This is a genomic window from uncultured Thiothrix sp. (assembly GCF_937876535.1).
Lineage (GTDB): Bacteria > Pseudomonadota > Gammaproteobacteria > Thiotrichales > Thiotrichaceae > Thiolinea.
Window position 1 is genome coordinate 19,320 of sequence record NZ_CALFHZ010000015.1, and the last position, 26,847, is coordinate 46,166.

At 45.3% G+C, this 26,847-nt stretch carries 23 protein-coding genes; 9 read left to right on the forward strand and 14 right to left on the reverse strand.

Annotated features, from left to right (window positions below):
* Positions 1-27 precede the first annotated feature (27 nt).
* The 3 genes from Q0230_RS08300 to guaD all read right to left on the reverse strand — a co-directional run bounded on the left by Q0230_RS08300 (position 28) and on the right by guaD (position 4,232).
* Positions 28-1,338: an adenylate/guanylate cyclase domain-containing protein gene (locus Q0230_RS08300; RefSeq protein WP_298609440.1), complete on the reverse strand. Its 1,311-nt coding sequence runs from the start codon at positions 1,336-1,338 to the stop codon at positions 28-30.
* Between the two features lie 135 nt (positions 1,339-1,473).
* Entirely contained in the window at positions 1,474-2,895 is a 1,422-nt protein-coding gene (locus Q0230_RS08305; protein ID WP_298609441.1) for a lysozyme inhibitor LprI family protein, read from the reverse strand.
* 35 nt (positions 2,896-2,930) lie between these two features.
* A complete protein-coding gene (gene guaD, locus Q0230_RS08310) occupies positions 2,931-4,232 on the reverse strand; it encodes a guanine deaminase (RefSeq protein WP_298609442.1) in 1,302 nt (433 codons plus the stop codon).
* 137 nt (positions 4,233-4,369) lie between these two features.
* Between guaD and Q0230_RS08315 the strand changes: the two genes are divergently transcribed.
* The 3 genes from Q0230_RS08315 (at position 4,370) to Q0230_RS08325 (ending at position 9,160) form a co-directional block, all read left to right on the forward strand.
* The gene (locus Q0230_RS08315; RefSeq protein WP_298609443.1) at positions 4,370-7,369 is read left to right on the forward strand and encodes an NAD-glutamate dehydrogenase domain-containing protein; all 3,000 of its coding nucleotides are present in this window, start codon (positions 4,370-4,372) and stop codon (positions 7,367-7,369) included.
* 163 nt (positions 7,370-7,532) lie between these two features.
* The gene (locus Q0230_RS08320) at positions 7,533-8,165 is read left to right on the forward strand and encodes a hypothetical protein (RefSeq protein ID WP_298609444.1); all 633 of its coding nucleotides are present in this window, start codon (positions 7,533-7,535) and stop codon (positions 8,163-8,165) included.
* Positions 8,166-8,233: 68 nt separating this feature from the next.
* Positions 8,234-9,160 (forward strand): AEC family transporter, encoded by a 927-nt coding sequence (locus tag Q0230_RS08325; RefSeq protein ID WP_298609445.1) that lies wholly within the window; start codon positions 8,234-8,236, stop codon positions 9,158-9,160.
* Here Q0230_RS08325 and Q0230_RS08330 read toward each other — a convergent pair.
* The 3 genes from Q0230_RS08330 to Q0230_RS08340 form a co-directional block, all read right to left on the reverse strand.
* The gene (locus tag Q0230_RS08330; protein ID WP_298609446.1) at positions 9,157-9,348 is read right to left on the reverse strand and encodes a hypothetical protein; all 192 of its coding nucleotides are present in this window, start codon (positions 9,346-9,348) and stop codon (positions 9,157-9,159) included. The genes Q0230_RS08325 and Q0230_RS08330 overlap by 4 nt on opposite strands.
* A gap of 5 nt (positions 9,349-9,353) precedes the next feature.
* Positions 9,354-9,479, reverse strand: coding sequence for a hypothetical protein (locus Q0230_RS08335; protein ID WP_298609447.1), 126 nt, complete (start codon positions 9,477-9,479; stop codon positions 9,354-9,356).
* A gap of 75 nt (positions 9,480-9,554) precedes the next feature.
* A complete protein-coding gene (locus tag Q0230_RS08340; protein ID WP_298609448.1) occupies positions 9,555-9,992 on the reverse strand; it encodes an LEA type 2 family protein in 438 nt (145 codons plus the stop codon).
* A gap of 202 nt (positions 9,993-10,194) precedes the next feature.
* Here Q0230_RS08340 and Q0230_RS08345 point away from each other — a divergent pair, with 202 nt between their 5' ends.
* Positions 10,195-11,028: a transglutaminase family protein gene (locus Q0230_RS08345; RefSeq protein ID WP_298609449.1), complete on the forward strand. Its 834-nt coding sequence runs from the start codon at positions 10,195-10,197 to the stop codon at positions 11,026-11,028.
* 34 nt (positions 11,029-11,062) lie between these two features.
* On the opposite strand, the gene Q0230_RS08350 is transcribed toward Q0230_RS08345, so the two are convergent.
* From Q0230_RS08350 to Q0230_RS08360, 3 genes are read right to left on the reverse strand one after another with little or no spacing between them, the layout of a single operon-like run.
* Positions 11,063-11,425: a HopJ type III effector protein gene (locus tag Q0230_RS08350; protein WP_298609450.1), complete on the reverse strand. Its 363-nt coding sequence runs from the start codon at positions 11,423-11,425 to the stop codon at positions 11,063-11,065.
* A 3-nt stretch (positions 11,426-11,428) separates the two neighbouring features.
* A complete protein-coding gene (locus Q0230_RS08355; RefSeq protein ID WP_298609451.1) occupies positions 11,429-11,992 on the reverse strand; it encodes a YqiA/YcfP family alpha/beta fold hydrolase in 564 nt (187 codons plus the stop codon).
* Positions 11,993-12,004: 12 nt separating this feature from the next.
* Positions 12,005-13,051: an NADP(H)-dependent aldo-keto reductase gene (locus Q0230_RS08360; protein ID WP_298609452.1), complete on the reverse strand. Its 1,047-nt coding sequence runs from the start codon at positions 13,049-13,051 to the stop codon at positions 12,005-12,007.
* A gap of 32 nt (positions 13,052-13,083) precedes the next feature.
* On the opposite strand from Q0230_RS08360, the gene Q0230_RS08365 reads away from it, so the two are divergent.
* Entirely contained in the window at positions 13,084-13,974 is an 891-nt protein-coding gene (locus Q0230_RS08365; protein ID WP_298609453.1) for an alpha/beta hydrolase, read from the forward strand.
* Between the two features lie 74 nt (positions 13,975-14,048).
* Positions 14,049-14,822, forward strand: coding sequence for an inositol monophosphatase family protein (locus Q0230_RS08370; RefSeq protein WP_298609454.1), 774 nt, complete (start codon positions 14,049-14,051; stop codon positions 14,820-14,822).
* On the opposite strand, the gene Q0230_RS08375 is transcribed toward Q0230_RS08370, so the two are convergent.
* The 3 genes from Q0230_RS08375 to Q0230_RS08385 are packed head-to-tail and all read right to left on the reverse strand — an operon-like array spanning position 14,819 to position 19,375.
* Positions 14,819-16,111 carry a replication-associated recombination protein A gene (locus tag Q0230_RS08375; protein WP_298609455.1) on the reverse strand — a complete coding sequence of 431 codons (1,293 nt, stop codon included), beginning with the start codon at positions 16,109-16,111 and terminating at the stop codon, positions 14,819-14,821. The two genes, Q0230_RS08370 and Q0230_RS08375, sit on opposite strands and share 4 nt — an antisense overlap.
* 6 nt (positions 16,112-16,117) lie before the next feature.
* Positions 16,118-16,813: an outer membrane lipoprotein chaperone LolA gene (gene lolA, locus Q0230_RS08380; protein ID WP_298609456.1), complete on the reverse strand. Its 696-nt coding sequence runs from the start codon at positions 16,811-16,813 to the stop codon at positions 16,118-16,120.
* A 27-nt stretch (positions 16,814-16,840) separates the two neighbouring features.
* Entirely contained in the window at positions 16,841-19,375 is a 2,535-nt protein-coding gene (locus Q0230_RS08385; RefSeq protein ID WP_367274128.1) for a DNA translocase FtsK, read from the reverse strand.
* Between the two features lie 175 nt (positions 19,376-19,550).
* Here Q0230_RS08385 and trxB point away from each other — a divergent pair, with 175 nt between their 5' ends.
* A complete protein-coding gene (gene trxB, locus Q0230_RS08390; RefSeq protein WP_298609457.1) occupies positions 19,551-20,516 on the forward strand; it encodes a thioredoxin-disulfide reductase in 966 nt (321 codons plus the stop codon).
* 21 nt (positions 20,517-20,537) lie between these two features.
* A complete protein-coding gene (gene aat / locus Q0230_RS08395; protein ID WP_298609458.1) occupies positions 20,538-21,284 on the forward strand; it encodes a leucyl/phenylalanyl-tRNA--protein transferase in 747 nt (248 codons plus the stop codon).
* Positions 21,285-21,300: 16 nt separating this feature from the next.
* Here the strand turns inward: aat and Q0230_RS08400 are convergent, their stop codons facing one another.
* A complete protein-coding gene (locus Q0230_RS08400; protein WP_298609459.1) occupies positions 21,301-21,960 on the reverse strand; it encodes an HAD-IA family hydrolase in 660 nt (219 codons plus the stop codon).
* Positions 21,957-22,898 (reverse strand): RluA family pseudouridine synthase, encoded by a 942-nt coding sequence (locus tag Q0230_RS08405; protein ID WP_298609460.1) that lies wholly within the window; start codon positions 22,896-22,898, stop codon positions 21,957-21,959. Before Q0230_RS08405 ends, Q0230_RS08400 begins: the two co-directional genes overlap by 4 nt.
* A 670-nt stretch (positions 22,899-23,568) precedes the next feature.
* Here Q0230_RS08405 and rne point away from each other — a divergent pair.
* On the forward strand, positions 23,569-26,847 hold the full coding sequence (gene rne, locus Q0230_RS08410) for a ribonuclease E (protein ID WP_298609461.1): 3,279 nt from the start codon (positions 23,569-23,571) through the stop codon (positions 26,845-26,847).

A 26,847-nucleotide genomic window follows, 5' to 3' on the forward strand; every position in this document is an offset into this window, starting at 1 on the left:
CACTTAATGATTAAGTATGCCTTGCTTTTATTGACGTTTTCTTTCAAGAAACCATACTTGAGTGAAACCAATCCCTTTGCAAGCAACTTGTCCACGATCAATAAACTTGCATCGATCGATGAGTAAATCCCTCACTACCGTTGAAACGGAGATTTTATTCGGCTCACTTTGCTTCTCTAAATGGGCTGCAATATTGATCGTAGTCCCCCAATAGTCGTAAAAAGGGCGGTTAGTACCCAAAACACCGCCAAAGGCTGACCCCATATGCAAGCCAACTCTTAGGCTAAGTGGTGAATCCATTTCAGCGAATATTTTCTTGCTCAGATCAATGACCTCCAAGCAAAAATCCGCAGCGGCATAGACATTCTCAAACTCTTCAGTTGCTAAGGATGTGTGGTGTGAAACAGCCATATAACCATCACCAATAGTTTTAACTTTCTCAATCTTATGTTTAGACGCACAGTTATCTATGGAGGTAAAAATTGCTTTCAAGGTATCCAACATAAGATCAGTACGTGCATGGGCAGAAAACTGGGTAAAGCCAACAATATCTATAAAAATAACAACGAGATTATGATGCTCATCCGCCACCACCTCACCATTTTTTAAACGATGTGCTACCGATTCAGGAACTAAATCATAAAGTAGAGCATTCGCACGTTCCCTTTCCGCCATAATCATAAAATTGCGTTGAAAAACTACCCGTCGTAATTTTTCCAAACCGCGGTTTGCTACTAAGGCCATCACAATAGTGGCTCCAAAGTTCTGATTTATTTCTGTAATTGCTGCTTGATCAGCAGTTAATTGTAAAAGGCAAAATTCAAAGGTTAGTGAGATCAGCAATAAAAATAAAGCAAAGTAAAAAAATGAAATAATTAGCAGTAAACCTGTATAAAACACGATAAGCATACTGTTTGCTAGAAAAGGAAAACTCCAATCAACAAAGGGTACTTCAAATAAATACCCTAAAGAAAAAGATAGAAAAACAGTTAGGCTCATCGCAGCTGTAGCAAACAAAAAATCATAGAGTCTTGCATTACGCTGATAAAGTGATGAATAGCTTATCGCAAACCAAATAATTAGAATCGTAACTGGGCCAAGCAAACGGATCAAGAAGGTGATATACCACCGACTGCCACCATATTCAAAATCAAATCTAGAGAAGAGCATGATTAGTACGATAAGAATTGTAATAGCTGCACGAATACCAATCAGGCGATTGCCCCCCTCATACTCGAGAAACTTATTTTCTAACTCAGTGGAAGTAAATCTCAGTTGGAAGAGTTTTTTTACTTCATTGATAGGTAATCCTATAGAAGTCAAAAATAGTTTTTTCAAGTGTAAGCCTAGTCTGTATAATGTTAAGTTTATCCTCACTTTTTTACTTAAGCTTTTTGAATATACCATTTTTTACAGTTTAACTAAACAATTGAATTTCTTTTATTTTTATCAAAAATCAACTTTACTTTACAACTATAACCTCTCCAAAAACCCATCAAACACATAGCCCGTCTTATCCAACCATTCAATCTTCACCCAAGCACCTTTGCGTCCGCTAATAAAATCCTCTTTCACATTAGCTTCTAGCACTTTGACTTTGCCACCTTCAGGGACAGTGCCGAGCTTCTTAGCCGTCACTTCAGGTTGATCCCGCACAAGCAGAAACGGTTTAGCTGTGGCTTGATACCAAAGTTCTTTTTCAGGTTTAGTGCTTGAGGTTTGGGAGGCTGGGAGTTTTTTAACAAGTGACTCTAATTCATCCGCACGCTTGACGATAAAGTGATAAACACAAGGGGCGCGCTGTACCGAATCGGCGACAGAAGTATCACTGAGTAATTTTCCACAAGCATTATCCCGCTCCGTCAGCCACGCTTTTTGCTTAGCCTCAAACTCAGTTTGGGCAGGAGGCAGCATGCTATCGAATAAAGTTTTATAGGCTTTATTCAAACGCTTGCGTTCAATCAGTAAATTGGCTTGTAAGCAAGGCCAAACGGCTTCACCTCGATTTAAAACCGCTTCGCAGCCTTTAGTTAAAGCACTGCTGACAGGTACTTGAGTATTTTTGGGAGCAGTGGGTTCAATAGGAGAACTAGGTGTATCAGGCGTATCGGCAGTTTTGGGTTTAGAACAAGCAGCGACTCCAAAACTTGCATACTTAGGCGATTTACCTGTCAAACAAGCTTGGCGGCATTGATTAGCAAAGCCTTGAGCATCGTAACCTGGATAGTCCGCAATCGCATTCACACCGCGCATAAAAACACCGGTGAACGTCGCTATCGGATTAGCACAATTTGCATCCTCTCGGCGAGAATCTACACAAGCTTCTAACACATCTTCATACAGCCATTTGCAATTTTCTTCACTCAAAGCTTGCGGAGGCTGAACTTCTAAGCGGGTTTGCAAATTATTATCTGCATTTAACACGGCAATTTTTAATTTCGCTTCGGCATAACCGAGGCTAAAACTGAGTACATCACCCGCTTGGTGAAATTTAATTTCATGCGGATAGGAATCTAGAAAAGGATCCTCAATGAGTTTAGGAGGGGTGTCTTTTTTCAAAATGGCCAAAATCAAAGCATCAGAACTGCAACCACTCCCCCCACAGTTACTTCCGATCAGCACCACATCTGAGTCACTGCGCTGAAAAACTTTATACAGACGAGTGTAGGTATATTCATCCCCCTTATATAAGATTTTTCCATCCAATAGCAGCTCATTCTTACCGATACTATCGCCGCTACTTTTTAAGCTAAGTTGGCCAAAACGAGTAGGCAACTGTTCGGGCATGGCATCACTGACCTGCTCCCAAGTCAACTCAGTGGACTTAGGGGATTCAGCAAAACTAGAGACACTGATCAATAATAAACTCAGCAAACAAATACGCAGGGCACGCATGAGTTCAAATCCTTTTCACATTGGGGTGAAGTCAATTATAAAGCAGCTTGTCCCATCACATAACTTGCAGTCACTGAACGGTCATCACTCAGCATTAAAAGCGCAAACAACGTATCGTGCAAACTTTGGCAATGTTGTAAGCGCCGCTCTAGTAAAGGAGTCGCTTTAAAATTTAAGACCACAAAATCAGCCTCTTTTCCCACTGCAAAATTACCTATTTTATCGTCCAGATAAAGTGCCTTGGCTCCACCTAAGGTGGCTAAATACAAGGCTTGAAAAGCTGAGAGTTTTTTACTGAGTAGCTGGGTAACTTTGTAAGCATCATTAATCCCACGCAGTAAGCTGAAATAATTTCCGCCGCCTACATCCGAACCCAAGCCGACCCGTACACCGCTTGCTTTGGTTAAATGTAGATCGAATAAACCGCTGCCAATAAATAAATTAGAAGAGGGGCAAAAAGCTGCGGCCGATCCAGTGCTAGCCATACACGCCCGATCCTCAGCATCTAAATGAATGCAATGAGCTAAAACAGCTCGTGGGCGTAGTAAACCATACTGTTGATACACCTCTAGATAACTGCGGCTTTCTGGAAATAAATCCGCGACCCAAGCCACTTCGTCACGATTTTCCGCCACATGCGTGTGTAGATACACATCTGGATATTCTGCTAGCAGCTCGCCCGCTTTGCCTAATTGTTCCCGACTTGAAGTGGGCGCAAAACGTGGTGTGACCGCATAAGATAAACGCCCGCGTCCATGCCATTTTTCGATTAAAGCTTTGCTCTCGGTATAAGCAGTGTCGGGGGTGTCTTGTAGATAAGCAGGACAATTCCGATCCATTAACACCTTGCCTGCAATCATCCGCATATTCCGCGCTTCAGCCGCTTCAAAGAAGGCATCTACTGATTCAGGGTGTACTGTGCCGAACACTAAAGCAGTGGTTGTACCATTGCGGAGTAACTCATCTAAAAAGAACTCAGCAACTTCACGGGCATGCTGTTTATCTGCAAATTGGCGCTCAGTGGGAAAAGTATAAGTTTCTAGCCATTGCAGGAGTTGCTCACCATAAGCGGCAATCATATCGGTTTGCGGATAGTGAATATGCGTGTCGATTAAACCGGGAATAATTAACTGCTCAGGATAATGAATCAGCTCACAATCTGCAGGGAGGCTATTTACTAATTCAGTCGCCGCCCCAATGTTTTCTACATAGCCATCCTTAATTAATAAGATTCCGTCAGGAAAATATTGCGTATGTAAAGGCTCAAGCTCATTCGCAGGGTCATCTAAAAAATGTAGCAGCGCAGCACGAAAAGCTCGGTAAATCGGTGACTTCATGGGAGTCCTCGCCAATTAAACAAACAATAAAGAATCAACTTTAAGCAGAATTAAATCAGTATAAGCCTGCCATTAGGCACTAAATAGGCGTATGTTTAGAAAAAAACAAAGCATCACAACACACAGGAGGAGTCACCATGGACAAAGATCCGGGACAGCAAGTTATTGACCAAGTTCAGGCAACCATTCAAGAAAGTTGCAGTCGGATGGATAGTAATTTGGGGTGGCTACAACAAGCCATGCATCCATTCTTTTTCAGCTTCAACCGTGCCGAACCCGACGCTTTAGCCGTTTTAGTCGAATCACTCTATCGTATTCACCGCCTACCTTATATTCGGCTCGCTGATCGTCCTGAACGCATGTTAATCGCCCAAAATGGTGTGCCTAACTCGATTTATAATACGCTCAGCTCTCTGCCCAAACGCGACAATTTATCCTATTCTGAAATCAATACGTCCTTATTACGCTTACCGAATAGTGATTATTTCTTAGAAGTTTTGCGCTTTGACTATAGTGCTATGTCTGATGCGGAAGTAGCCGCTGCTTTAGCTGCGGATGATCAACAGCCGCCCGCCGGTATTAAAGAAAATATTGAAGATAATCTACGAGTTCACGCGCCCGATTTTGATACCAGCCAAACTGATCGACTGGTTAAACTGTTATGGATTAACAATCCCGATTATGTGAATGTCTCCCATCCTGAACGCTTAGCACGGGTACTGGATCTCTATCAAAAAACCCAAGCTCATGGTGGTATCCACTTAGATATTGACCCGATTGATAATGCCGTCAATGGTGAAACCAATCGCGTACTGTTTGGGGTCAGTAACCCGCCACAGCGCGATTTCTTATTACAAGTGTTTGAAGTCTTTAAGCGCTTAAAAATTGGGGTAAAACGGACTTATACCATTACTTTAAGTAATGGCACTTTCCCTACCTTCTTAGCCACTTTTTATGTCCAACCACGCAATGGTGCAGTACTGGAAAATGGTAATGAGCTTTTCCAAGCCTTACAGGATGAGCTGTATAACACACAGATCATTTCTTCAGACTCCACCAGCTTTAATGAGCTAGTCGCGACCGGCATTATGAGCGGTACGGATGCAACTTTAATTAAAGCGCTGATTACCTTCTGCCATACCAATCTCGCGCACAATAAACCCGATCAATTCGATCCGGAAGTTGTGCAGCGCGCTTTCATTGCCCAACCGGAACTCAGCCAGCAATTAGTGCAGCTTTTCCATGTACGCTTCAAACCGAATCTCGCAAATCGTGAGCAGGTCTATGCAGAGCTATTGCAAGCAACCAAGAATAAAATTGATAACTTCAATACGGGTCGCCGCTTCTTAGATGAAACGCGCCGCGTTATTTTCCGCTGTGCAATGAGTTTTATTACCCACTGCTTAAAAACCAATTTCTTCGTGGATGAAAAGCACGCGCTCGCTTTCCGCCTTGACCCTGCTTATTTAGAAGAGCTAGGGGAAGATTTTACTTCTGATTTACCTAAAGAACGTCCGTTCCGGATTACCTTCTTCGCCGGTCGCAGTGGTTCGGGTTATCATATTGGCTTCTTCGATATTGCGCGTGGTGGCTGGCGTACCTTGATGACTCAAGGCCATGACGACTATACCAATAGCGCTAACACCCTCTTCCGCGAAAACTATGTGCTCGCCCACACGCAGCATCTGAAGAATAAGGATATTTATGAGGGTGGCTCGAAGATGGTTTCTATCCTCAATACTCGCCCCGGTACACCACAAGCCACTGTCCTGCAATACTTATATAAACTGCAATACGGTTTCACCAATGCCTTCCTAGACTTATATGTAACTGAGAACGGTAAAACCAAAGACCCGCGTGTGGTGGATTACTACGGTGAGGACGAACCGATTGAACTTGGCCCCGATGAAAATATGCATGATGTCATGATTGAGTTAATCGCTCAATTAGCCGTGCAACGTGGTTATTTACTCGGTGCGGGTATCATGTCCAGCAAACAAGTGGGGATTAATCATAAAGAATACGGAGTCACGTCCATCGGGGTGATTCGTTTCGCTGAAGTCACCATGCAAGAAACGCTCAGCATTGATATGCATAAAGACCCGTTCAGTATCAAAATTACTGGTGGGCCAAACGGTGATGTGGCAGGCAATAGTATGCGCCTTTTACTTGAACGCTGTGAGCAGGTACAAATCCGCATGATTGTGGATGGTACTGCGGCTGCTTTTGACCCTGAAGGTTTAGATCATGATGCTTTGCGTAAAGTCATCCTCAAATCTGATTTAGATGCTTTCGATGCTAATGCTTTGCATGAAGGTGCTTTCATTATCTATCGCAGCCAGAAAAAGCATGATGGCATGCGCGACCTGTATAAGCAGTTGAAGAAAACCGCCTTAGGTTTGGAAGAAGATTGGATTTCCACCGATGAATTTAACAAGATTTTCAATCAACTAGCCTTTACGGTAGAAACCGATCTATTTATTCCCGCGGGTGGCCGCCCTGAAACGATTGCCATGCATAATGTGGATCAGTTCTTCAAAGAAAATGGCGAACCCAGCGCTCGTGTGATTGTGGAAGGTGCTAACTCTTTCATCACTCCTGATGCACGTCGAGTACTGCAACAACGCGGCGTGGTGATTATGCGCGATGCCTCCGCAAATAAATGCGGGGTGATCTCCTCTTCTTACGAAATTATCGCCAATCTGACTTTAAGTGAAGCAGAGTTCCTTGCGCATAAGCAGCAATATGTGAGTGATGTCATCGCGATTTTAAATCGGATGGCCGAGCAAGAAGCACGGGTGGTCATTAAGCGGCATCGGGAAGCGGGTGGAAAAATCACCTATACCGATATTTCCACGCAGGTCAGCCAAGAAATTAATGCTCATTACGCCCGTATGTTTGCTTACTTCCAAGCCAATCCCAACTTGGTACACGAGTCAGCTTATAAGCAAGCGATGCTTACGCATATGCCAGCCTTGATTCAAACCGAAGCTTTTAAAGAGCGGATTGATCGCTTACCGGAAAAGGTCAAATACGCGATTCTTGCGAGTAAATTAGCCTCTTCAATGGTGTACTTTGGTGACGATAACACTGTGTATGGCGATATTATTGAAGCTCAAGTAAAACGTTTAGCTTAAGTAAAACTTATAATCCTGCTCAGCCATTGAACTGAGCAGGGTCTAAAAAGAAGTTTTATCACCATTCATTTTGACAATTCATCCAGTTATCCCCAGCAAGCTTTCATCAATCATTAATTTAGTTAATAAATAACTCAAATTATAAAAACTGGGATAGTCCTCTATGATTTCCTCTAGCACTTTAGCTCCTAGTAAAGCTATTGACCTAAAAACGGCGCGCAGTGTGCCTTTGAGTGATGCTGCTAGCATAGACTTTGGGAAGTCTAGTAAGCAGCCATCTCTACCCCAGTCCAACACTGATAGCAATGCTGAACAGCAAGTACTTAATCAGCATATCGGGCAAGTGCTTGAGCAACAAATCAATCAGGTCACAGACCATCCTACTGAGATTAAGCCTCAACAGCCTTTAGCACTTAACCACCCTAAAGCAGAGCCTCTGATTGAGCTACTGGATCTTGATGCTCCACTCAATTCTGATTTGCAGTTGCACCAGCATAAACCCTTAGCCTTAAAGCAAAGCACTAACAACCCTGCCAGTGCGCTACACCCACACAAACCTTTAGCTTTAAATGACAAACCCAGTAGTTTAGACATTCAGTTACTGACTGAAAATAGCAGTGCACTTTTGATTGATCCGAATGAGCAATTCCTCAATATCTTGCAAAATCTTCTAAAAAATACGAGCCAAGAAAACCCACTCTATTGGATTGAAAATAACCCACCCACGACGGCCACTCAAGTAGCCACTGAAGTCAGTAAGCCGAATTTGGCTTGGCAAGAGAGCTTGTGGTTTTAGGATAAAGACTGCATTTCAAGCCACTTTCACTATAATGGCCGAGTTTTAAATCTACCTCGGGTATTACTGTGACTGAAAGCCTGCTCGCCATTATTCCTTTATTTACCTTAATTGGCTTAGGCTATCTCGCCCGTAGAACGATTCTTGATGTCAAAATGCTGCCAGCCTTGAATCTGTTTGTGTATTACTTTGCAGTGCCCGCACTTTTGTTCAATGCAGCTCGTCGGCAAACTTTAGATAACTTATTCAATTGGCCTGCACTAACTGCTTTCGTGCTTGGGATTATTTTAACTGCTCTTATTGCGGTATTAGGGAGTCGCTATCTTTTCAACTGCAAGTCGCCAACTGAGTTAGTCATGCGTGGTTTGAACAGCGTATTTGCGAATTATGCCTACATGGGCCTTCCGCTGACTTTTAGTTTATTAGGGGAATCCGCAGCAACGATTAGCATTATTCTGGCAGGGAATTTATTAATTATCGGGGGTGCGCAACTGTGTATTGAAGCTTTACGCCAACACAGCATGAGCTTAAGGCAAATCTGGACGACTTTAGATCGATCCTTACTACGCAGCCCGATTTTTCTATCAACTGTCTTGGGTTTATTGGCTTCGGGCTTTAATTTAACACTGCCTAAAGTGATTAATACGACTTTGGATATGCTCGCGCCTGCTGCGATTCCAGTAGCGTTGTTTTGCTTAGGTGCAAGTCTCCAGTTTCGGCAGATTCAAACTAGCTTCGGTGAGCTGAGCTGGTTAATTGCGATTAAGCTGCTGGTACATCCCGCACTAACTTATTGCGCTTTTTATGCCTTAGGGGTGACTGATCCTGCGTGGCTAGTGGCCACCGTGCTCCTGACCGCCTTGCCGACAGGCGCTTTAGTGCATGTCGTAGCCATGCGTTATGACTTATTTGAACAAGCTAGCTCGCAGATTGTGGTCTTCTCAACCTTAATCTCGATGCTTAGCGTGAGCTTCTGGGTCAGCTTGATGATCTAGTCACCGGCGATAAATACTGTCATTTGCCAGCGCCCATTACTTTTTTCAAAAAAGGCGCGGTAATCGAACGAGCTACGAATATATTGGCTCGCCACATAGCCTTTCTTACCATTATCTAGCTTCACCGTGACCCACTGCTCATTTTCACTGAATTCAATGGGCAGAATTTCATAACTTAATTTTTTCAACAGAGCTAGTGCTGGGCTTTTATGACTGCCAATAAAGCTTTGGCATCCTTACGCTCAATAGTTTTCAAAAGTTGAATACGGAAAGCTAAAAAACTCGAATCTTTAGCAGCCGTATCCACAGGTTTAAGCACTGAGGCAGCTTGAGTAGATAGGCTTAGCACTAAGGCTAAAAGCAGTCAAGACCTCTAGGATCTCCAATGATTTGGCTAGTTAACCCCAATCCCACCCTGTCGTTGAAACGGAACGCTAATAAACGGCAGGCGCACTGCACCATCCAATTGATATTGTACCGAACGACTTTGCCACAGCACTGGCGCGAGTTGCATGATGGTAGCAAGTTGTAATTGCACTGGAATTTGCACCGCCGTGGGTTGATTCGGTTGTAGATAAGTGGCTTGACGCTGATCACCGCTGGCGACTGGCGTTCCATTTAAACGCAGATTGTATTGAATACCTTCCAACGGAATCGGGAAAGCATTTGGATTAGTCACTTGCAAACCTACCAGCGCAGTTCCTTGAGTCAACGAGAGATTTTGCAAGCTCACATCTTGCACTGAAATCTTCGGCGGGGCGACCACATTGGGCACTGCTGCGCAACCAGACAATAAACTTATAGCCCCAAACAGAACAAATTTGAATTTCATATGATTTTTCTTATTTACTAACAGAAGCGCTTATCATAAGCCAAGCCTCACATTGTGCAAACTGAGATCACTCAATTTCTATAGCGGCATTCACATTTTTTGGAGAAATAGACTAGCCTAAGGGGCTATACAGCAATTAATTGGCGCATGAATTGCTTTCGTGTTTTGTTATTTCATAGTTAATTGAGCCTGAGGAATGCATATGAGTCTGATTCAAATTGCCACCAAGTTAGAGTACAAACTGGAATCAGCCACGACTTTTATTTTCAGTGTCATGCCTGCTTTAAATGCCCATCAAAGCCTCCAGCAAGAGAATTTAATTTTAAATCCTTATCAGCCTTATGAGGCGTTTAATTATGGTCCAGAAGGTGGACGGAGTATTCGTGTCACTGCACAACCCGGTTTATTTAGTCTTGATTATGCTGCTACAGTAGCTTTACAAGTGGCTGCGGTTGATTCTAGTCAAGTACCAGAAACACCTTACACACAATTACCGCCTGAAGTTTTACCTTATTTGAACCCAAGCCGCTATTGTGAATCGGATCGTATTGGCCGTTTTGCTTATAAGACCTTCGAAGGTATCCCAACAGGTTATGCACGCGTCGCTGCAGTAGTTGATTGGGTGTATAAGAATATTGAGTATGTACCCGGCACAACCAATGCGTCTAGCGGTGCGAGTGAAGTCCTCTTGCAACGCGCTGGTGTTTGCCGTGATTTTGCGCATTTAAGCATCACTTTATGCCGTGCCTTGGGGATTCCAGCACGCTATGTGTCCGCCTATGCGCCTGGTTTAGAGCCACCTGCTGATTTTCACGGAGTCTTTGAAGCCTATTTAGGTGGTAAATGGTATTTCTTTGATGCCACCCGCATGGCGCCACCGAGTAGTTTCGTGCGTATTATTACCGCACGAGATGCTGCGGATGCCTCGTTTGCAACAATTGTGGGCAAAGCGACTATGATTCGAATGCAAGTTGATGCAACGAATATCACGCCACTAGATGCACCGAGTGAGAGTTTGGCGATTACAGCGAGTTAATTTTAACTAAGGCCATCTTCTCATGGCCTTTAGCTCATTCAGCCTTAAGCCTCAACGCTGGCTCAGTACCCAAAAACTCAATCCCCGCCCAACCATAGTGCATGAAACTACGAATATTCCCATGATCAGTGCCTTCAGGCGTGGCTAGCACGTTTCGATAATGCTCACCGAAACAAGCCAAAGTCTGCTCAGGGGAAAGCTGCTGCAGTTTCCCAAAGGCGAATACTTTACAGGAGCCTTCATTCGTACCCGCAGGATTCTGTACGCGACTTTCTCCCAAACCATTCGTGAAGCTTTGTGGGGTGTAAGTGTAATGCGCTTCAATCGTCGCGATGACATCTGCGAAATTAAGTGCTTGTTGGGTTTGTAGTTTTTCTAAAAGTTGTTCAAGTGTCATAAGTTAATTATTTAAAAAATGGTCAATTAAACTCAATACAGCTCGATAGCGGGTGAAGCCATGATCACCACCCGCAAATACCAGTTGGTGACAGTCGCGATAATAAGCTAAGCCTTCCTGCCAAGCTAATACCTCATCACCACGCTCTTGCATGAATAAAATATTTTCTGGATGGAGTGGGGCAGGTAAATCCAGCGTATGCAGTTCTTGCAAATGTTGCTCAGTAAACGGGTATTGCTCATCGCCATAGAAGCTAGTGATTAAGCCCACAGCAGGACGCAATACCAAGCCCGGATGCACTGCTGGATTTACCACCACCGCTTTTAAGCCATAACGGGCGACCAATACCGTTGCATAGAAGCCGCCTAAAGAGCTACCAATCAGTGTTGGTGGCTCTTTAGATTCGCGAATAATCGTTTCTAGCATGTGCATAGCCACGAGCGGATAAGGTGGCAAGTCAGGACAAATCCACTCCTGACCGCGCCCTTGTGCCTCTAACCAACGCCTAGTTTCTTGTGCCTTAGCGGATAACGAAGAAGAACGAAAACCGTGAATATACAGAATCACTACCAGCTCCGTTTAAGGGCAAGGATTTGGAGTCACGTCATGAATCGCTTCAATCCCTTTCAGCACCTCATCAGATAATACTAACTCAGCACTCGCAATATTACTGCGCAATTGATCCATGCTGGTCGCACCAATAATATTCGCGGTTAAGAACGGGCGAGAATTCACATAAGCCAAGGCCATTTGCGCAGGATCTAAGCCATGCTGTTGAGCTAATTCGACATAGGCTTGTGTGACTTTTTGTGCATTTTCAGAAGTATAGCGAGTGAAATATTGCCCCCAACGCGTCAGGCGTGTGCCTTCAGGACGCTGTCCATGCACATATTTGCCACTCAAAACCCCAAAGGCCAATGGTGAATAGGCTAATAAACCAACTGAACTACGATGCGCGAATTCGGCTAAGCCCACTTCATAGCTACGATTCAATAGGCTATAAGGGTTCTGCACGGTCACAATTCTGGGCAGATTCAATTCTTTCGCTAAGCTCAAGTACTCCGCTAAGCCCCAAGGGGTTTCATTGGATAAGCCAATCTGGCGCACTTTGCCGGCAGCCACTAACTCACCCAGCGCGCCCAAAGTTTCCGCAATCGTTTCAGGATGATGATCTTTACCATAGCGATAACCTAGTTGCCCAAAATAATTGGTACTGCGACTCGGCCAATGCACTTGATAGAGGTCAATATAATCGGTTTGTAAACGTTGCAGGCTAGCATCACAGGCTTGTAATACATGATCTCTGCTTAAACGTGGGCCATCGCGTAAATGCCCGAGCGCTTCTTTACGACCAGGGCCTGCGACTTTACTCGCAAGAATGATTTGCTCACGATCCGAGCGCTTTTTTAGCCAAGTGCCAAGGTATTGCTCAGTACGCCCTTGGGTAGCGGCATTAATCGGCACGGGATACATCTCAGCCGCATCAATAAAGTTAATCCCCTGTGCGACGGCATAATCAAGCTGTTCATGTGCTTCTGCTTCGGTGTTTTGCTCACCAAAGGTCATAGTGCCTAAGCAAATTTTGCTGACTTTAATATCAGTCTTTCCTAATGGGCGATACTCCATCCATAGCTCCTGTGTGCTGGTTATTTCAGCCCGTGAGTATAACTCAATTCTACCAACTCGCTGGGAAACCCTTGACACTCACAGGTATTCCTGTTGAATTGCAGCCTACTTTTGTAGCCAGCGGACGATTTAAGATGGACTTAGAAATCATTCAACGCTCAACCCAACCTCAAGGTCAGCCGATTTTATTTGTACACGGCATTTTAAGTGCTGCTTGGATTTGGGATGTGTATTTCTTGAACTGGTTCGCTGAACAAGGTTATCAAGCTTATGCCTTGAGTTTACGCGGGCATGGCAATTCACCCAGCGATAAACCGATTAATCGCATTGGTTTAGCTGATTTTGTTGAGGATTTACGCCAAGCTGTCCTACAGATTCAAACGCAAACCGGCAAAGAACCTGTCTTGGTGGGACATTCTATGGGTGGGATGGTGGTACAGCGTTATTTATCTGAATATCGCGCCCCTGCCGCTATATTGGCCTGTAGCGTGCCCCCACAAGGCATGATGCCCGTTTCCATGATTAGCACATGGACGAATCCGCTGTTAGCAATGAAAATGGCGCGAATTTACAGCCAACCGGAGCAAACTGATCTGCAATTTACCCGTGATGTGTTGTTTTATCATCCGGTTAGCGATGAAAATCTACAAACTTGGTTTACCCAAACCAACCCCGAATCCATGCGCCTGCTTTGGGATATGAATGTGAACTTGCCGTTTGTGTCGCGGATTAAACAAACCCCTCTGGCCGTGATTGGCGCACGCCATGATCGCTTAGTACCAGCGAGTGTAGTGCATTGGACGGCAGGCACTTATTGTTGCCCCTTAAGCTGGGTCAATGCGGGTCATGCCATTATGCTCGAACAAAATTGGGCAGAAACGGCTCAATGTATGCATGAACATATTCAAAAGCTCTTAAATTGAAACTTGACTCGCGCCTGTGAATCCTGCTGAATGGCGCCCTCTTTTGACTAAATTTCAACGAAAACGAATTAACTATGAGTCCCTTTCTCCAAACAGCTTTAGAAGCTGCCCAAGCCGCTCAAGAAATTATTCTGCACTATTATCACGGCAAATTTGCAGTCGAGATCAAAGCTGACCAATCCCCTGTCACCATTGCTGATGTTGAAGCAGAAAAAACCATTAAGAAGATTATCTTAGAACGCTTCCCAGAACATGGCTTCTTTGGTGAGGAAACCGGCAAAACTAATCCCGATGCGGAATATACTTGGCTCATTGACCCGATTGATGGCACCAAAAGCTTTGTGCGCCGCTATCCAATGTTTTCCACGCAAATTGCTTTAATGAAAGGCTCAGAACTGATTTTAGGCGTATCGAACGCCCCCGCCTTTGGTGAAATGGCTTATGCTGAACAAGGCCAAGGCGCTTATCTCAATCAGCAAGCGATTAAAGTCAGTGGTTATACTGAGTTGAAGCAAGCTGCCTTGTCCTTGGGCAATATCGCTTCCTTAGCCGCTAGTTCAAGCTGGGACAGCTTAGGTAAAATTATTACTCAAGTCCAGCGCATTCGGGGTTATGGTGATTTCCTGCATTACCACCTATTAGCCAGTGGCAAAGTGGATATGATCATCGAATCCGATGTAAATGTACTAGATGTTGCGGCTTTATCAGTGATTGTGAATGAAGCGGGAGGTGTGTTTACCGATTTGATGGGTAAGCCATTGAATTTAAACAGTACTACAGTCTTGGCAGCCGCAAGTCAGGAGTTGCATCAACAGTTATTACAGAGCTTAAACTACCAAACGGCTTAAGCCTCACCACGTAATTTCGCTAACTTTTCGCGAATCTTCAATTCTAAGCCACGCTCAACAGGTTGGTAATAACGCCGACCTTTGAGAGCTTCAGGAAAATAGTTTTCCCCTGTGGCATAAGCGTTTTTTTCATCATGGGCATAACGATAGTCTTTGCCATAATCCAGTGATTTCATCAGCTTAGTAGGAGCATTGCGCAGATGCATCGGCACTTCCAAAGACCCTGACTGCTTGGCATCCTGCATGGCTTGCTTAAAAGCGGTATAAGTGGCATTACTTTTCGGCGCACAGGCTAAATAAACCACCGCTTGTGCCAGCATCAATTCACCCTCGGGGCTACCTAAACGCTCATACGCATCCCAAGCATTCAGTGCTAGCTGCAAACCACGCGGGTCGGCATTGCCAATATCTTCTGCAGCCATGCGCACCATCCGCCGCGCTATATACACAGGGTCACAACCACCATCCAGCATCCGACAAAACCAATACAAAGCCGCATCAGGATCAGTGCCACGTACTGATTTGTGTAAAGCTGAAATCTGCTCGTAAAATAAATCGCCACCTTTATCGAAGCGCCGCAACGAACCACTCGCGACCTCTTGCACCGTGGCATCGCTAATAACTAAACCCTGCTCGGTTTCTTCTGCCAAGTCCGCAGCCATTTCTAGCCAGCCTAGAGCACGACGAGCATCGCCATCTGCCATTAAAACTAATTGCTCTAACGCAGTCGGACTTAAATTTAAACCACGCGCCCCTAAACCTTGCTCCTGATCCTGCAAAGCTTGTTGCAAAATAGCGCGAATATCATCTGTACTTAAACTGCGTAACACATAAGTACGCACCCGCGAAAGCAGCGCATTATTGAGTTCAAAGGAAGGGTTTTCAGTGGTGGCGCCAATAAAAATCAGCACACCTGATTCAATATGTGGCAAAAAAGCGTCTTGTTGAGCTTTATTGAAGCGATGTACCTCATCAACAAATAGCACAGTCGCCTTGCCGAATTGCTCACGATTATTTTGTGCAACTTCAACCGCTGCACGAATCTCCTTTACACCCGCAAGCACAGCGGACAAAGTTAAAAACTCTGCCTGCCAATAATGGGCTATTAAGCGTGCTAAAGTGGTTTTGCCAGTTCCGGGTGGCCCCCAGAACAGCATAGAATGCAGATAACCCTCTTCAAGGGCACGGCGCAGTGGCTTGCCCTTAGCCAGTAAATGCGACTGCCCCACATAAGTTTCCAGCGTTTGCGGGCGCATCCGCTCCGCTAAGGGTGTGAAAGCAGTCGTCATCAAAGCTTAGGAAGGCTTGCCAATCACATCCACACCTTCTGGTGGTGTGAATTTAAAACGTGAAGCATCCACATTAATATCTAATTTCATACCTTGGAAATGGATATAGGTTTGTTGGCCAAACTTATCGCCTAACACCATTTCTTGGATACCTTGATCACTCATACCCAAATCCATCGTGGTGAAATCAGAATCTTTCTTATGCGGTTTTAAGCGAAACCATGAGAGCTTGCTATTTTCAGCTTCCATTGGTTCTACTGCAAACTGCTGTTCAACCGGTTGCTTGTTTAATAGCATACCTACCGGTGCTGCGGACAAAGCTTGCGTCATGGGCTTTACAGTAACTTGATCCAGCTCTACATCATAAACCCAGACATTTTTCCCATCGGCAACAATCTGATGCGATTCAGGTGCGGCATATTCCCAACGGAATTTACCAGGGCGGGAGAGATAGACTGTTCCTTTCGAGTTTTGCTTGAGTTTACCTTTGTCATCGTAAACCTCTTGCACAAAACCGGACTGCATAGAATTAACCGTGGTAAAAAATTGGTTTAAACGTGCACGCCCGTCTGTGGTTGCACCTGTAGCCGTAGCAGGTACTGCCGCTTGGCCAGTAGTGGCGGGAGCTGTATCAGACTCAGCTTGTACAACTTGCATTAAACCAGCTACCAAAAATACGGTCGCTACTAATTTTTTCATCATAAAATCCAACAAAATCCTAATTTTAATTTAATAATCGTCTATAGGTGGTGGAGCTAAGACATCACGCGTTCCATTGGGTAGCACAGCGCTTACCACACCAGCGATTTCCATATCTTCAATCATGCGTGCCGCACGGTTATAGCCCACTTTTAAACGTCGTTGTAGATAAGAAATCGAAGCCCGCCGCGATTCAGTCACTACTTTTACCGCTTCATCATATAAAGGATCAGCTTCTTCACCACTATCTAAAGGTTCTAAACCGGGAATCGCTGCATCCATCCCACCCTCTGTATCAGCTAAGACACCAACAATATAATCAGGTTCCCGCTGCTGTTTGAGATAAGTGGCCACATCTTCTACTTCTTGGTCCGTCACCAAAGCGCCATGCACCCGCTGTGGAATCGAAGTACCCGGCGGCATATACAACATATCACCATAGCCAAGCAATTGATCCGCCCCCCCTTGATCCAAAATCGTCCGCGAATCAATCTTGGTAGACACTTGGAAGGCAATCCGTGAAGGAATATTTGCTTTAATCAAGCCAGTAATCACATCCACCGATGGTCGTTGGGTCGCTAGAATCAAGTGCACACCTGCAGCACGTGCCTTTTGCGCTAAGCGGGCAATTAACTCCTCTACCTTTTTACCCACCACCATCATCATGTCAGCGAATTCGTCGATGACAATGACAATATAAGGTAGGGGTTGCAAAGGTTCTGGCTGCATGTCTAGGGATTTGGAAGGATCAAACAGCGGATCAGCAATCTGTTCACCCCGTGCTTGAGCTTCTTCGATTTTAGTATTGAAGCCAGTGATATTCCGCACTTTGAGCTTAGACATGAGCAAATAGCGGCGCTCCATTTCCGCTACACACCAACGCAGCGCATTCGCTGCATCTTTCATGTCGGTCACGACGGGTGCTAACAAATGCGGAATATTTTCGTAACTACTTAACTCCAGCATTTTCGGGTCAATCAGGATTAAGCGCACCTGCTCTGGCGTTGCCTTATACAACAAGCTCAACAGCATCGCATTCACTGCTACCGATTTACCCGAGCCGGTTGTACCAGCTACCAATAAGTGCGGCATCCGTGCTAAATCTGCCACTACTGGATTGCCCGCAATATCCTTACCCAAGGCCAACGTGAGTGGTGAAACACTTTTTTGATAAACCCGCGACTCAATCAATTCGCTAATGGTGACTACATCGCGTTTGTCATTCGGTACTTCCACACCGATGGTAGGCCGCCCCGGAATAACCTCCACCACACGCACACTCGATACACACATATTGCGCGCTAGGTCATTCGCTAAACCTGAAATCTTGCTAGCCTTAGTGCCATCTGGTAACTGCAACTCAAAGCGAGTAATCACAGGCCCTGGTTCACAAGCTACTACGGTGGTGTCTTTGACACCATAATGGCCTAAAGACTCTACTAAGCGGGAAGATAATAAATCCAACGCCTCTTTAGATTGGCGCACCCGATCTTTCGATGCAGGCGGTGGATTTAATAAAGACAACCGTGGCAAGGTCACTGAGCTATCAGGATTAAGGGTATAAGCAGCATCTGCTAGCACATTATCACGGACTACAGTCTCAGCTGTGGTCGTGCGCACGCGTGGCGCTTTGTCCTCAACGACCTCGGTGGCTGTGGTAATAGCAGGTATTTCTAATGGTTTGGCAGGCTTCTCAGCACCCTCAGAAACAGAAGCAGATTTAGCGTCTTTTTCTTCATCGAACAACGGATCATGCGTATATAGATCATTCTCTAGTGGAGTACGCTTCCCAGTCACTTGCTCTTTTAAGCCTTGTAGCGCAGACACCTTACCCAGCAAGCCACCTATTTTACTCACTGACTCACCGCTCGATTTTAATAAATCCTTGCCGACACTTAAAGTTGCACCAGAAGCAGTGACCATTGTCGGGCCATGCTTATCTTTAATCCCTTGGGCTTTTTCAAAGATATTCAGCATGAACTCGCCGACTTTTTCAGTGACTTCGCCCCAAGAAATATCCGCGACTACTGTCAAACCACCCAAGAACAGGGATAAGAGCACTAATAAAGTACCAAAGAAACCAAGAAAGGTTCCTAGCAAACCGCTCGCGATCACTGAGCCGAGAATCCCGCCACCAATCCCATAAGGATAAGGCGTGAATAGCATATGTGCTAAACCGCTACCTGCTACTAAAGTCAGTACCGCACCAACGACTGTAATCACATCGTTTAAGCCACCAATCGGATTGGCTGGGGTGCGTAAATGTTTAGGGTAACGAAAAGCGGTTAAACCTAATGCCACCAAAACCACAGGGACTGCATAAGCGAAATAACCCAATAAACCATAAAGGAAATTGGCTAACCAGGCACCCTTACAGCCAGCGAGGTTTTTGCATACACCGACACTAATCCCGCTATTATTGTGGACAAAAGGTCCGGGATCTTTAGCATCATATGAAACCAAGGCCAGCAGCAATACCGCTGCGATCCCCATAAAGACGATCATTGAGGCCTGCTGCAAGCTGACACGCTTGCGCTGGTTGAGTTTAATTTTATCCTTGCTCAAGTCACCTGCTTCCTTAATTCTTTTCAACAGCTTAGCCAGCTAAAAGTATAGCCCGTTCTATCTGGCTTGAAAGGTACAAATTGGTTTACTACTTTACCCTATAAGCGACCTGCCTTAGGATTAGGCCAATTATTCTGGCAGCACCTGGCTAGCCTATAAAAAATGAGGATTATACATGAACACCAAACATTGCCGACTATTGATCTTAGGGTCAGGTCCAGCTGGCTACACAGCGGCAGTTTATGCAGCACGCGCTAATCTAAACCCTGTTTTGGTCACGGGTATGGCACAAGGCGGTCAACTAATGACCACCACCGAGGTCGATAATTGGCCGGGCGACAATGCAGGCGTTATGGGGCCGGACTTAATGGCACGCATGCAACAACATGCTGAGCGCTTCAATACCGAGATTATCTTTGATCATATCCATACTGTCGATTTAAAACAGCGCCCTTTTAGTTTAAAAGGCGATTCAGCTAGCTATACCTGTGATGCTTTGATTATTGCGACGGGCGCCTCTGCCATGTATTTAGGTTTAGAGTCTGAAGAAAACTTCAAGGGTAAAGGTGTTTCAGCTTGTGCGACCTGTGATGGTTTCTTTTATCGTAAAAAGCGTGTCGCGGTGATTGGTGGCGGAAATACTGCGGTTGAAGAAGCACTGTATCTCTCCAATATTGCCTCTGAAGTGGTGCTTATTCACCGTCGTGATAGCTTGCGTGCAGAAAAGATCATGCAAGATCATCTGTTTGCTAAAGCTAAAAATGGCAATGTACGGATTTTATGGAATCACACTTTAGATGAAGTCTTAGGGGATAAAAGCGGCGTGACTGGGATTCGGGTGAAAAGCACGCAAACGGGCGAAACCGAAACTATTGATTTAATGGGCGTGTTTGTAGCGATTGGACATAAGCCGAATACGGATATTTTCGAAGGCCAACTTGAAATGAATGGCGGGTATATCAAAGTAAACAGTGGTTTAGAAGGCAATGCTACAGCAACGAGTGTTGAGGGTGTATTCGCGGCAGGGGATGTAATGGATCATATCTATCGCCAAGCGATTACGTCTGCGGGTACCGGCTGTATGGCTGCTTTGGATGCCGAACGTTATCTTGATATGCTGGCCAAAACACCTAAAGCCTAAGCACCAAATTAACGAATAAGCATGACGCGTCAGCTGCGCTTACATCTTTTGAATCCTAATCGACCGGACGAAGCCTTTCCTCCGGTTGAGCAAGCTTGGGATGAACCGAATGGCTTGTTGGCAGTCGGCGGTGATTTAAGTTTAAAGCGCTTGGTCAATGCCTATCAGCACGGAATTTTCCCTTGGTTTGGCCCGCGCGAACCGATCTATTGGTGGAGTCCTGACCCACGGGCAGTACTTTATCCACACAAAATCCGCATTACCCGTAGCCTACGCAAATCCATACGGAATAAAGGCTATCACGTCCGTTTTGACCAAAACTTTTCAACCGTAGTCCGCGCCTGTTCTGCTCCGCGCAATTATACCAATAGCACTTGGATCACCGATGATATGCATGCTGCTTATTGCCGTTTGCATTTAGCGGGTTGGGCGCATTCCGTAGAAATCTATGATGCCAGCGGCACAGAATTACTAGGCGGCTTATATGGTGTAGCTAGCGGTGGGGTGTTTTGTGGAGAATCAATGTTTAGTCGCGCCCCCGATACCTCTAAAATGGCTTTAGTCGCCCTCGCCTATCATTTAAATGCTTGGGGTTTTGCCTTGATTGATTGCCAAATGGCTAATCCCTATCTAATGAGTATGGGTGCAGAAACCATCAGCCGCGCTCAGTTTGTACGCACCTTAGAAAATCATCCTTACACGCCTTTTACTGCTACTTGGCAAGTTGATCCCAAGATCGACTTATCGCGTTGGGAGCCAGAGGCCTAAATCACACGCCCTAACCTTATAGAGATTCTAACCAAACAGGCAACTCACGAATATCCTCTAGACAAACCCGTGGATTCAAAGCCACTAAACGCTCGCGCCCGTGTACACCATAACTGACACCAGCAGCATGCATTTGAATCGTATGTGCCATCTGTAGATCATATTCCGTATCGCCAATCATTAAAGCCGCTGAAGCTGGTAGATCATATTCAGCTAAAATTTCTTCCAGCATTAAAGGATGCGGCTTAGAAGAGGTTTCATCCGCACAGCGCGTAATCGGAAATAAAGGTTTTAAGGCAGTTTCAGCTAATACTTGATTTAAGCCCTGCCGCGATTTACTAGTGGCAATTGCTAATAAGTAACCTTGACGATCGAGTGCCTCCACAGTCTCTCGAGCGCCCGCAAACAGCGCACTGGCTTTGCGATTATGCAAAAAGAACTGTTGCTTATATTCGTGTGCTGCCGCTTGAATCTGCGAAGATGCAGCTTGCGGATGCAAGGCTTGAAAAGCTTCCTCTAAACCAAGGCCAATAATATTACGGATTGCTTCATTACTCCGTGCATCTAAACCAACCTTGCTATGCACCAAGTGAATACAACTCACGATATGGGCTGCCGAATCAATCAGCGTTCCATCCCAATCAAAAATCAGCAACTCATAAGGTTTGGTTTTCATTTTTGCCCCTTTAAGGCTTTCAATACCTGATTAATATCCTCAGGCAGCGGTGCTTCAAACTGCAGCTTCTGGCCACTCAATTCAAAATAACAGGCTAAGCTAGCTGCATGTAAACATAAACGTTTTACGCCCGCATCGCGATATTCACGATTCAATTTGAAATCGCCATAACGCTCATCGCCTAAAATTGGATAGCCTAAATGTGCCAGCTGTACCCGAATCTGATGCATACGCCCCGTAAGAATTTGTACATCCATCAATGTACAATCGCCATAAACAGAAATGGGCTTAAAAATACTTTCTGCGGTCTGCCCCTCCTCATCCTCTTCAGCCACTTGCATCTTTTGGTAAGAATTGTTTTCGCGTTTTAAATCTAAGGTGATATGGCGCTTGCCACCCTGCCAGCGACCATGCACTAAAGCTTTATAATGCTTTTCGATTGCGCCCTCTTTGAGCATCTGATGTAAAGAAGTTAAAGCAGGACGTGATTTAGCTAACATCACTAAACCACTGGTATCTTTATCTAAGCGATGCACTAACTCCACGAAGGGCAAATTTGGCCGCAACTGGCGAAAAGCTTCAATTAAGCCAAATGGAACACCACTCCCGCCATGTACGGGTAGACCTGCTGGCTTATTAACCACAATAATATGGGTATCTTCGTGCAGGATGGCTTGATCAATCCGTTCAAGCAACTGTTCTGACGCTTCACTAGCACGTGGTTGCTCTAGTTCAGTACGAACTGGCGGGATACGGATTTGTTCACCTTCAGCGAGTTTGTATTCGGGTTTAACGCGTTTTTTGTCAACGCGCACTTCTCCTTTACGAACAATACGATAGATGACACTTTTTGGAACTTTTTTAAAATATTTTAACAGAAAATTATCAATCCGCTGACCTGCTTCATTAGCCGTCACGGTATAGTATTCAACTGACATGTGAGAAAAGCCTTATTCAGTATGCTAATTGTCGGGAATCCGATTGAATGCAATTAGCCAACTTGCTATATTCAGGTTAGGTTACTGGACAGATGGATTTAAAAGTCTGACCGTTGAGCCTAGTGGTTTCTGCCTACCGACAGACGGGTTTATTTATAAGCAAATGCTGGTACGCATGATAGGACTCAAAACCGGATGATTCAATCAAATTCCAAGCGGAATTTGAGTAGGTTAAGTCGCAACTAAAGACGACTTTACCTGAGCGCAGCGCCTTCAGTAGGGTTTACTGAAAGTAAATTAACCTAGCAGTTACCTGTTATCATCGCTGCCTGTTTTTAGAGAAGGAAACTAACACTGAGTTAGATCGTCGCTTTGATAGACCTAACTAACGATAACCTAGTCTCATCTGAACTTATCTCAGATTAGGGCAACTGCCAGCGGGACGGGGCATTGACTGGACAACCAAGCAACAGGATGCATTCAACTAAGAGGTAATAAAAGCACACTGGGATGATCTAAATCTTACTTTCCCCATGTTTACACCTAAAAAGTCCAAACTTAACGCTTTTGGATGGGTGCTAATGGCTTTTACCTTCAGGCTTATTGTTGCCGGCTACTTCTTCATGAATAGGAAAAGCTGAGCAGGTACTGCACGTTTGTGGTGTAGTACATGAAAAGAATTTTAATTAATGCGACACAGGCCGAAGAAATTCGGGTCGCAATGGTAGACGGACAGCGTCTCTACGATTTGGATATCGAGCATCCTTTTCGTGCGCAGAAAAAGTCTAATATCTATAAAGGGGTCATTACTCGGATCGAGCCAAGCCTTGAAGCAGCCTTCGTTAACTACGGCGCACAGCGTCATGGTTTTTTATCTTTCCGCGAAATTGCACCGGAATGCTATCATCCTGAGGCAGTAAAAAAATATGGCAATGGCAGCAAAGTCAATGTTAAAGACATGTTGCGCGAAGGCCAAGAAATCCTTATTCAAGTCGATAAAGAAGAGCGTGGTAATAAAGGTGCTGCCCTCACCACTTATATTAGCTTAGCGGGTCGCTATTTAGTCTTGATGCCGAACAACCCTAAAGCAGGTGGTGTGTCACGGCGAATTGAAGGCGAAGATCGCCAGCAAATTAAACAAACTTTAAGTGACCTAGAAATTCCCGAGGGTATGGGGGCTATTGTGCGTACTGCTGGGGTCGACCGTGAACTAGAAGAACTTAGTTGGGATTTAGACTATCTCAAGACCCTGTGGGAAGCGATTACCTCCGCAGCCAATCAACACAAAGCACCTGTGCTCTTATACCAAGAAAGCAATGTCATCATTCGCGCCCTGCGTGATTATTTCCGGCGTGATATTGGTGAAATTGTTATTGACGACCCGAAAGTCTTTCGACAAGCACAAGACTTTATGCAAGCGGTAATGCCGCATAATTTGCGCAAGCTGAAGCTTTATCAAGACAATACCCCATTGTTCAGCCGTTATCAGGTTGAATATCAGATTGAAACTGCCTTCCAGCGCACTGTGAATCTGCCTTCTGGCGGTGCGATAGTCATCGACCATACTGAAGCTTTAGTGTCCATCGACATCAACTCTGCACGTGCTACTAAAGGCCAAGATATTGAAGAAACCGCACTCAATACCAACCTTGAGGCTGCCGATGAAATTGCCCGCCAATTACGCTTACGCGATTTAGGTGGTCTAATCGTTATCGATTTCATCGATATGCTCCCAAGCAAGCACCAACGGGATGTTGAGCGCCGCTTGAAAGAAGCTTTAAAAGTTGACCGAGCTCGCGTTCAAGTTGGGCGGATTTCGCGCTTTGGCTTATTAGAAATGTCTCGCCAGCGCCTACGTCCTTCTTTGGGTGAATCTAGCCAGCTAGTTTGTCCCCGCTGTGAAGGTCAAGGCCATATTCGTAACACCGACTCTTTAGCACTTTCCATCTTGCGTTTGATGGAAGAAGAATCCATGAAAGAGCTAACGGGTCGTGTGATTGCGCAAGTGCCAGTACCCGTTGCCGCTTATCTTTTAAACGAGAAGCGCGATTCGATTGTTAATATTCAAAAGCGTCGTAATATCGAGCTAACCGTTATTCCTAATCCGCATATCGACACACCACATTTTGAAATTACGCGGATACGTACTGATGATATGGAAACGGTGGGCGCTAGTTACACTCAAATCAGTGAACCAGAAGACACTGATGCTGATTTAATGGCTGAGCGTTTGGCGAATCCAGTGCAAATCCAGCCAGAAGCAGTGGTAGGTAATGTCATTCCAAGTCAGCCAGCACCACAAATTGATCGCACTGAGCGTCGCCCTGCTCCTGTAGTAGAATCCGAAGTTTTGGATGTGCAGAAGAATCCGGGCTTAATTCGGCGCATTCTCAATGGCTTATTTGGCAGTAGTGCTAAAGTTGATCCAACAATGGCACAAGTCAAAGCTAAAGCTGCGGAACAAGCCGCTGCTCAAGCCGCCACCGCAGCCAGTGCCCAGCAAGCACGGATTGAAAACGCCACTGGAGAAGAACGTCGTTCTAATCAAAATCGGCGCAATAACAACAATCATCAGCAAAATCGCCGTAACACTGAAGAGCGTAGACGTGGTGATGATCGTCGTCGGCAAAATCAGCCAGCAAATGAAGAGTCGCCGAACGAACCTAACGAGGCGAATGACAATCAAGCGCCAACGCGTACTGAGCGTCAGGAACGTCGTCAACAACGCCATGAACGCCGTCAACCTGAGCAGCAAACCCAGATTGAGCAGGTTTCAACTGAAGTTCATACACAAGACGCACTTGTTAGTTCCGATAATGAAACTGCAAATCAAAATCGCAATGAACGGCGTGAGCGTAATCGCAATCGTCAAGAACGTGACCGCGATAACCGCCAACAAAACCGGCGTAATCGTGAACGGGCTGAAGTAACAGCGCCTGAAACACCTTCTGCTGAACCAGAAATTGAAGCAACTATCCTCACTACTACGACTGAAAGTATCACAGTAGAAGAGGTGATTGTGGATAACACTGCTCAGAATACAAGCGATAGCTCACAACGCCGGGATAATCGTGACAATCGTCGTCAACGCAATCGCGGGCGGCGCGAACGTAGTAATCGCACTGAAACGGTAAGCAGCTATGAGCTGCAAACGACTGAAATCTGCTTTGAGCAATTGAAGGCTGATATTAACCAAGCTAGCAACCTTCCTGTGGAGCCAGTTGCTAATGCAACGGTAGAAACAACAACTCGGCATGGGCAAATGGAACGGCGCGTCCCGCCACCAGAAACGCTCGAGCCGCTAATTATTGATCTGATTCCGAAAAAACAGTCGCGTCAAGATCGCCGCCCACGCCAACACGGACAAGGCTCGCAGCGCAGATCAGAACAGGTTGCAGCAGACATTCCAGAAAATGCTACTACTCTAGCTATATCTCAAGAAGTGGAGATAAAACCTGGTATAAGTTCTGAGGCTTCAAGCAATACGCCTGAAGCTGCAGCTACCCATGATGTGCCTGAACCTACCATGCAGCAGCCTGTGTCTGAACCTATAGCTGTGCCTAGCAGCACTGCCATTTATACAGAATCGGTTGAGGCGGCTAGTGTGCAACCTGCTCAGGTAGCAACAGAAAATAGAGTAGAGGTGACTTCATCTATTCAGGACTATGTGAATCCAGCAGCTTCAGGGGAGGCTCAAAATAGCTTTGCGCATCAGCTTCCTGAAATGACGACTCAACAAAGTATTCAAACTGAGCCTGTGACAATCGTGACTACTGCTCAGGTAGCTGAAACAAGTAGTGATGCAACTGTTAATTCAAGTGTCAATGGATCAGCTGAGCCTCAAGCAGACTCGAATGAGCTTGCCTCAAGCACTTCACCTGAAACAGAGCCTGCACCTGAGGCCACTGTACCCGTCAAAAAGCGCCCCATTTGGATGCATGCTGATTAG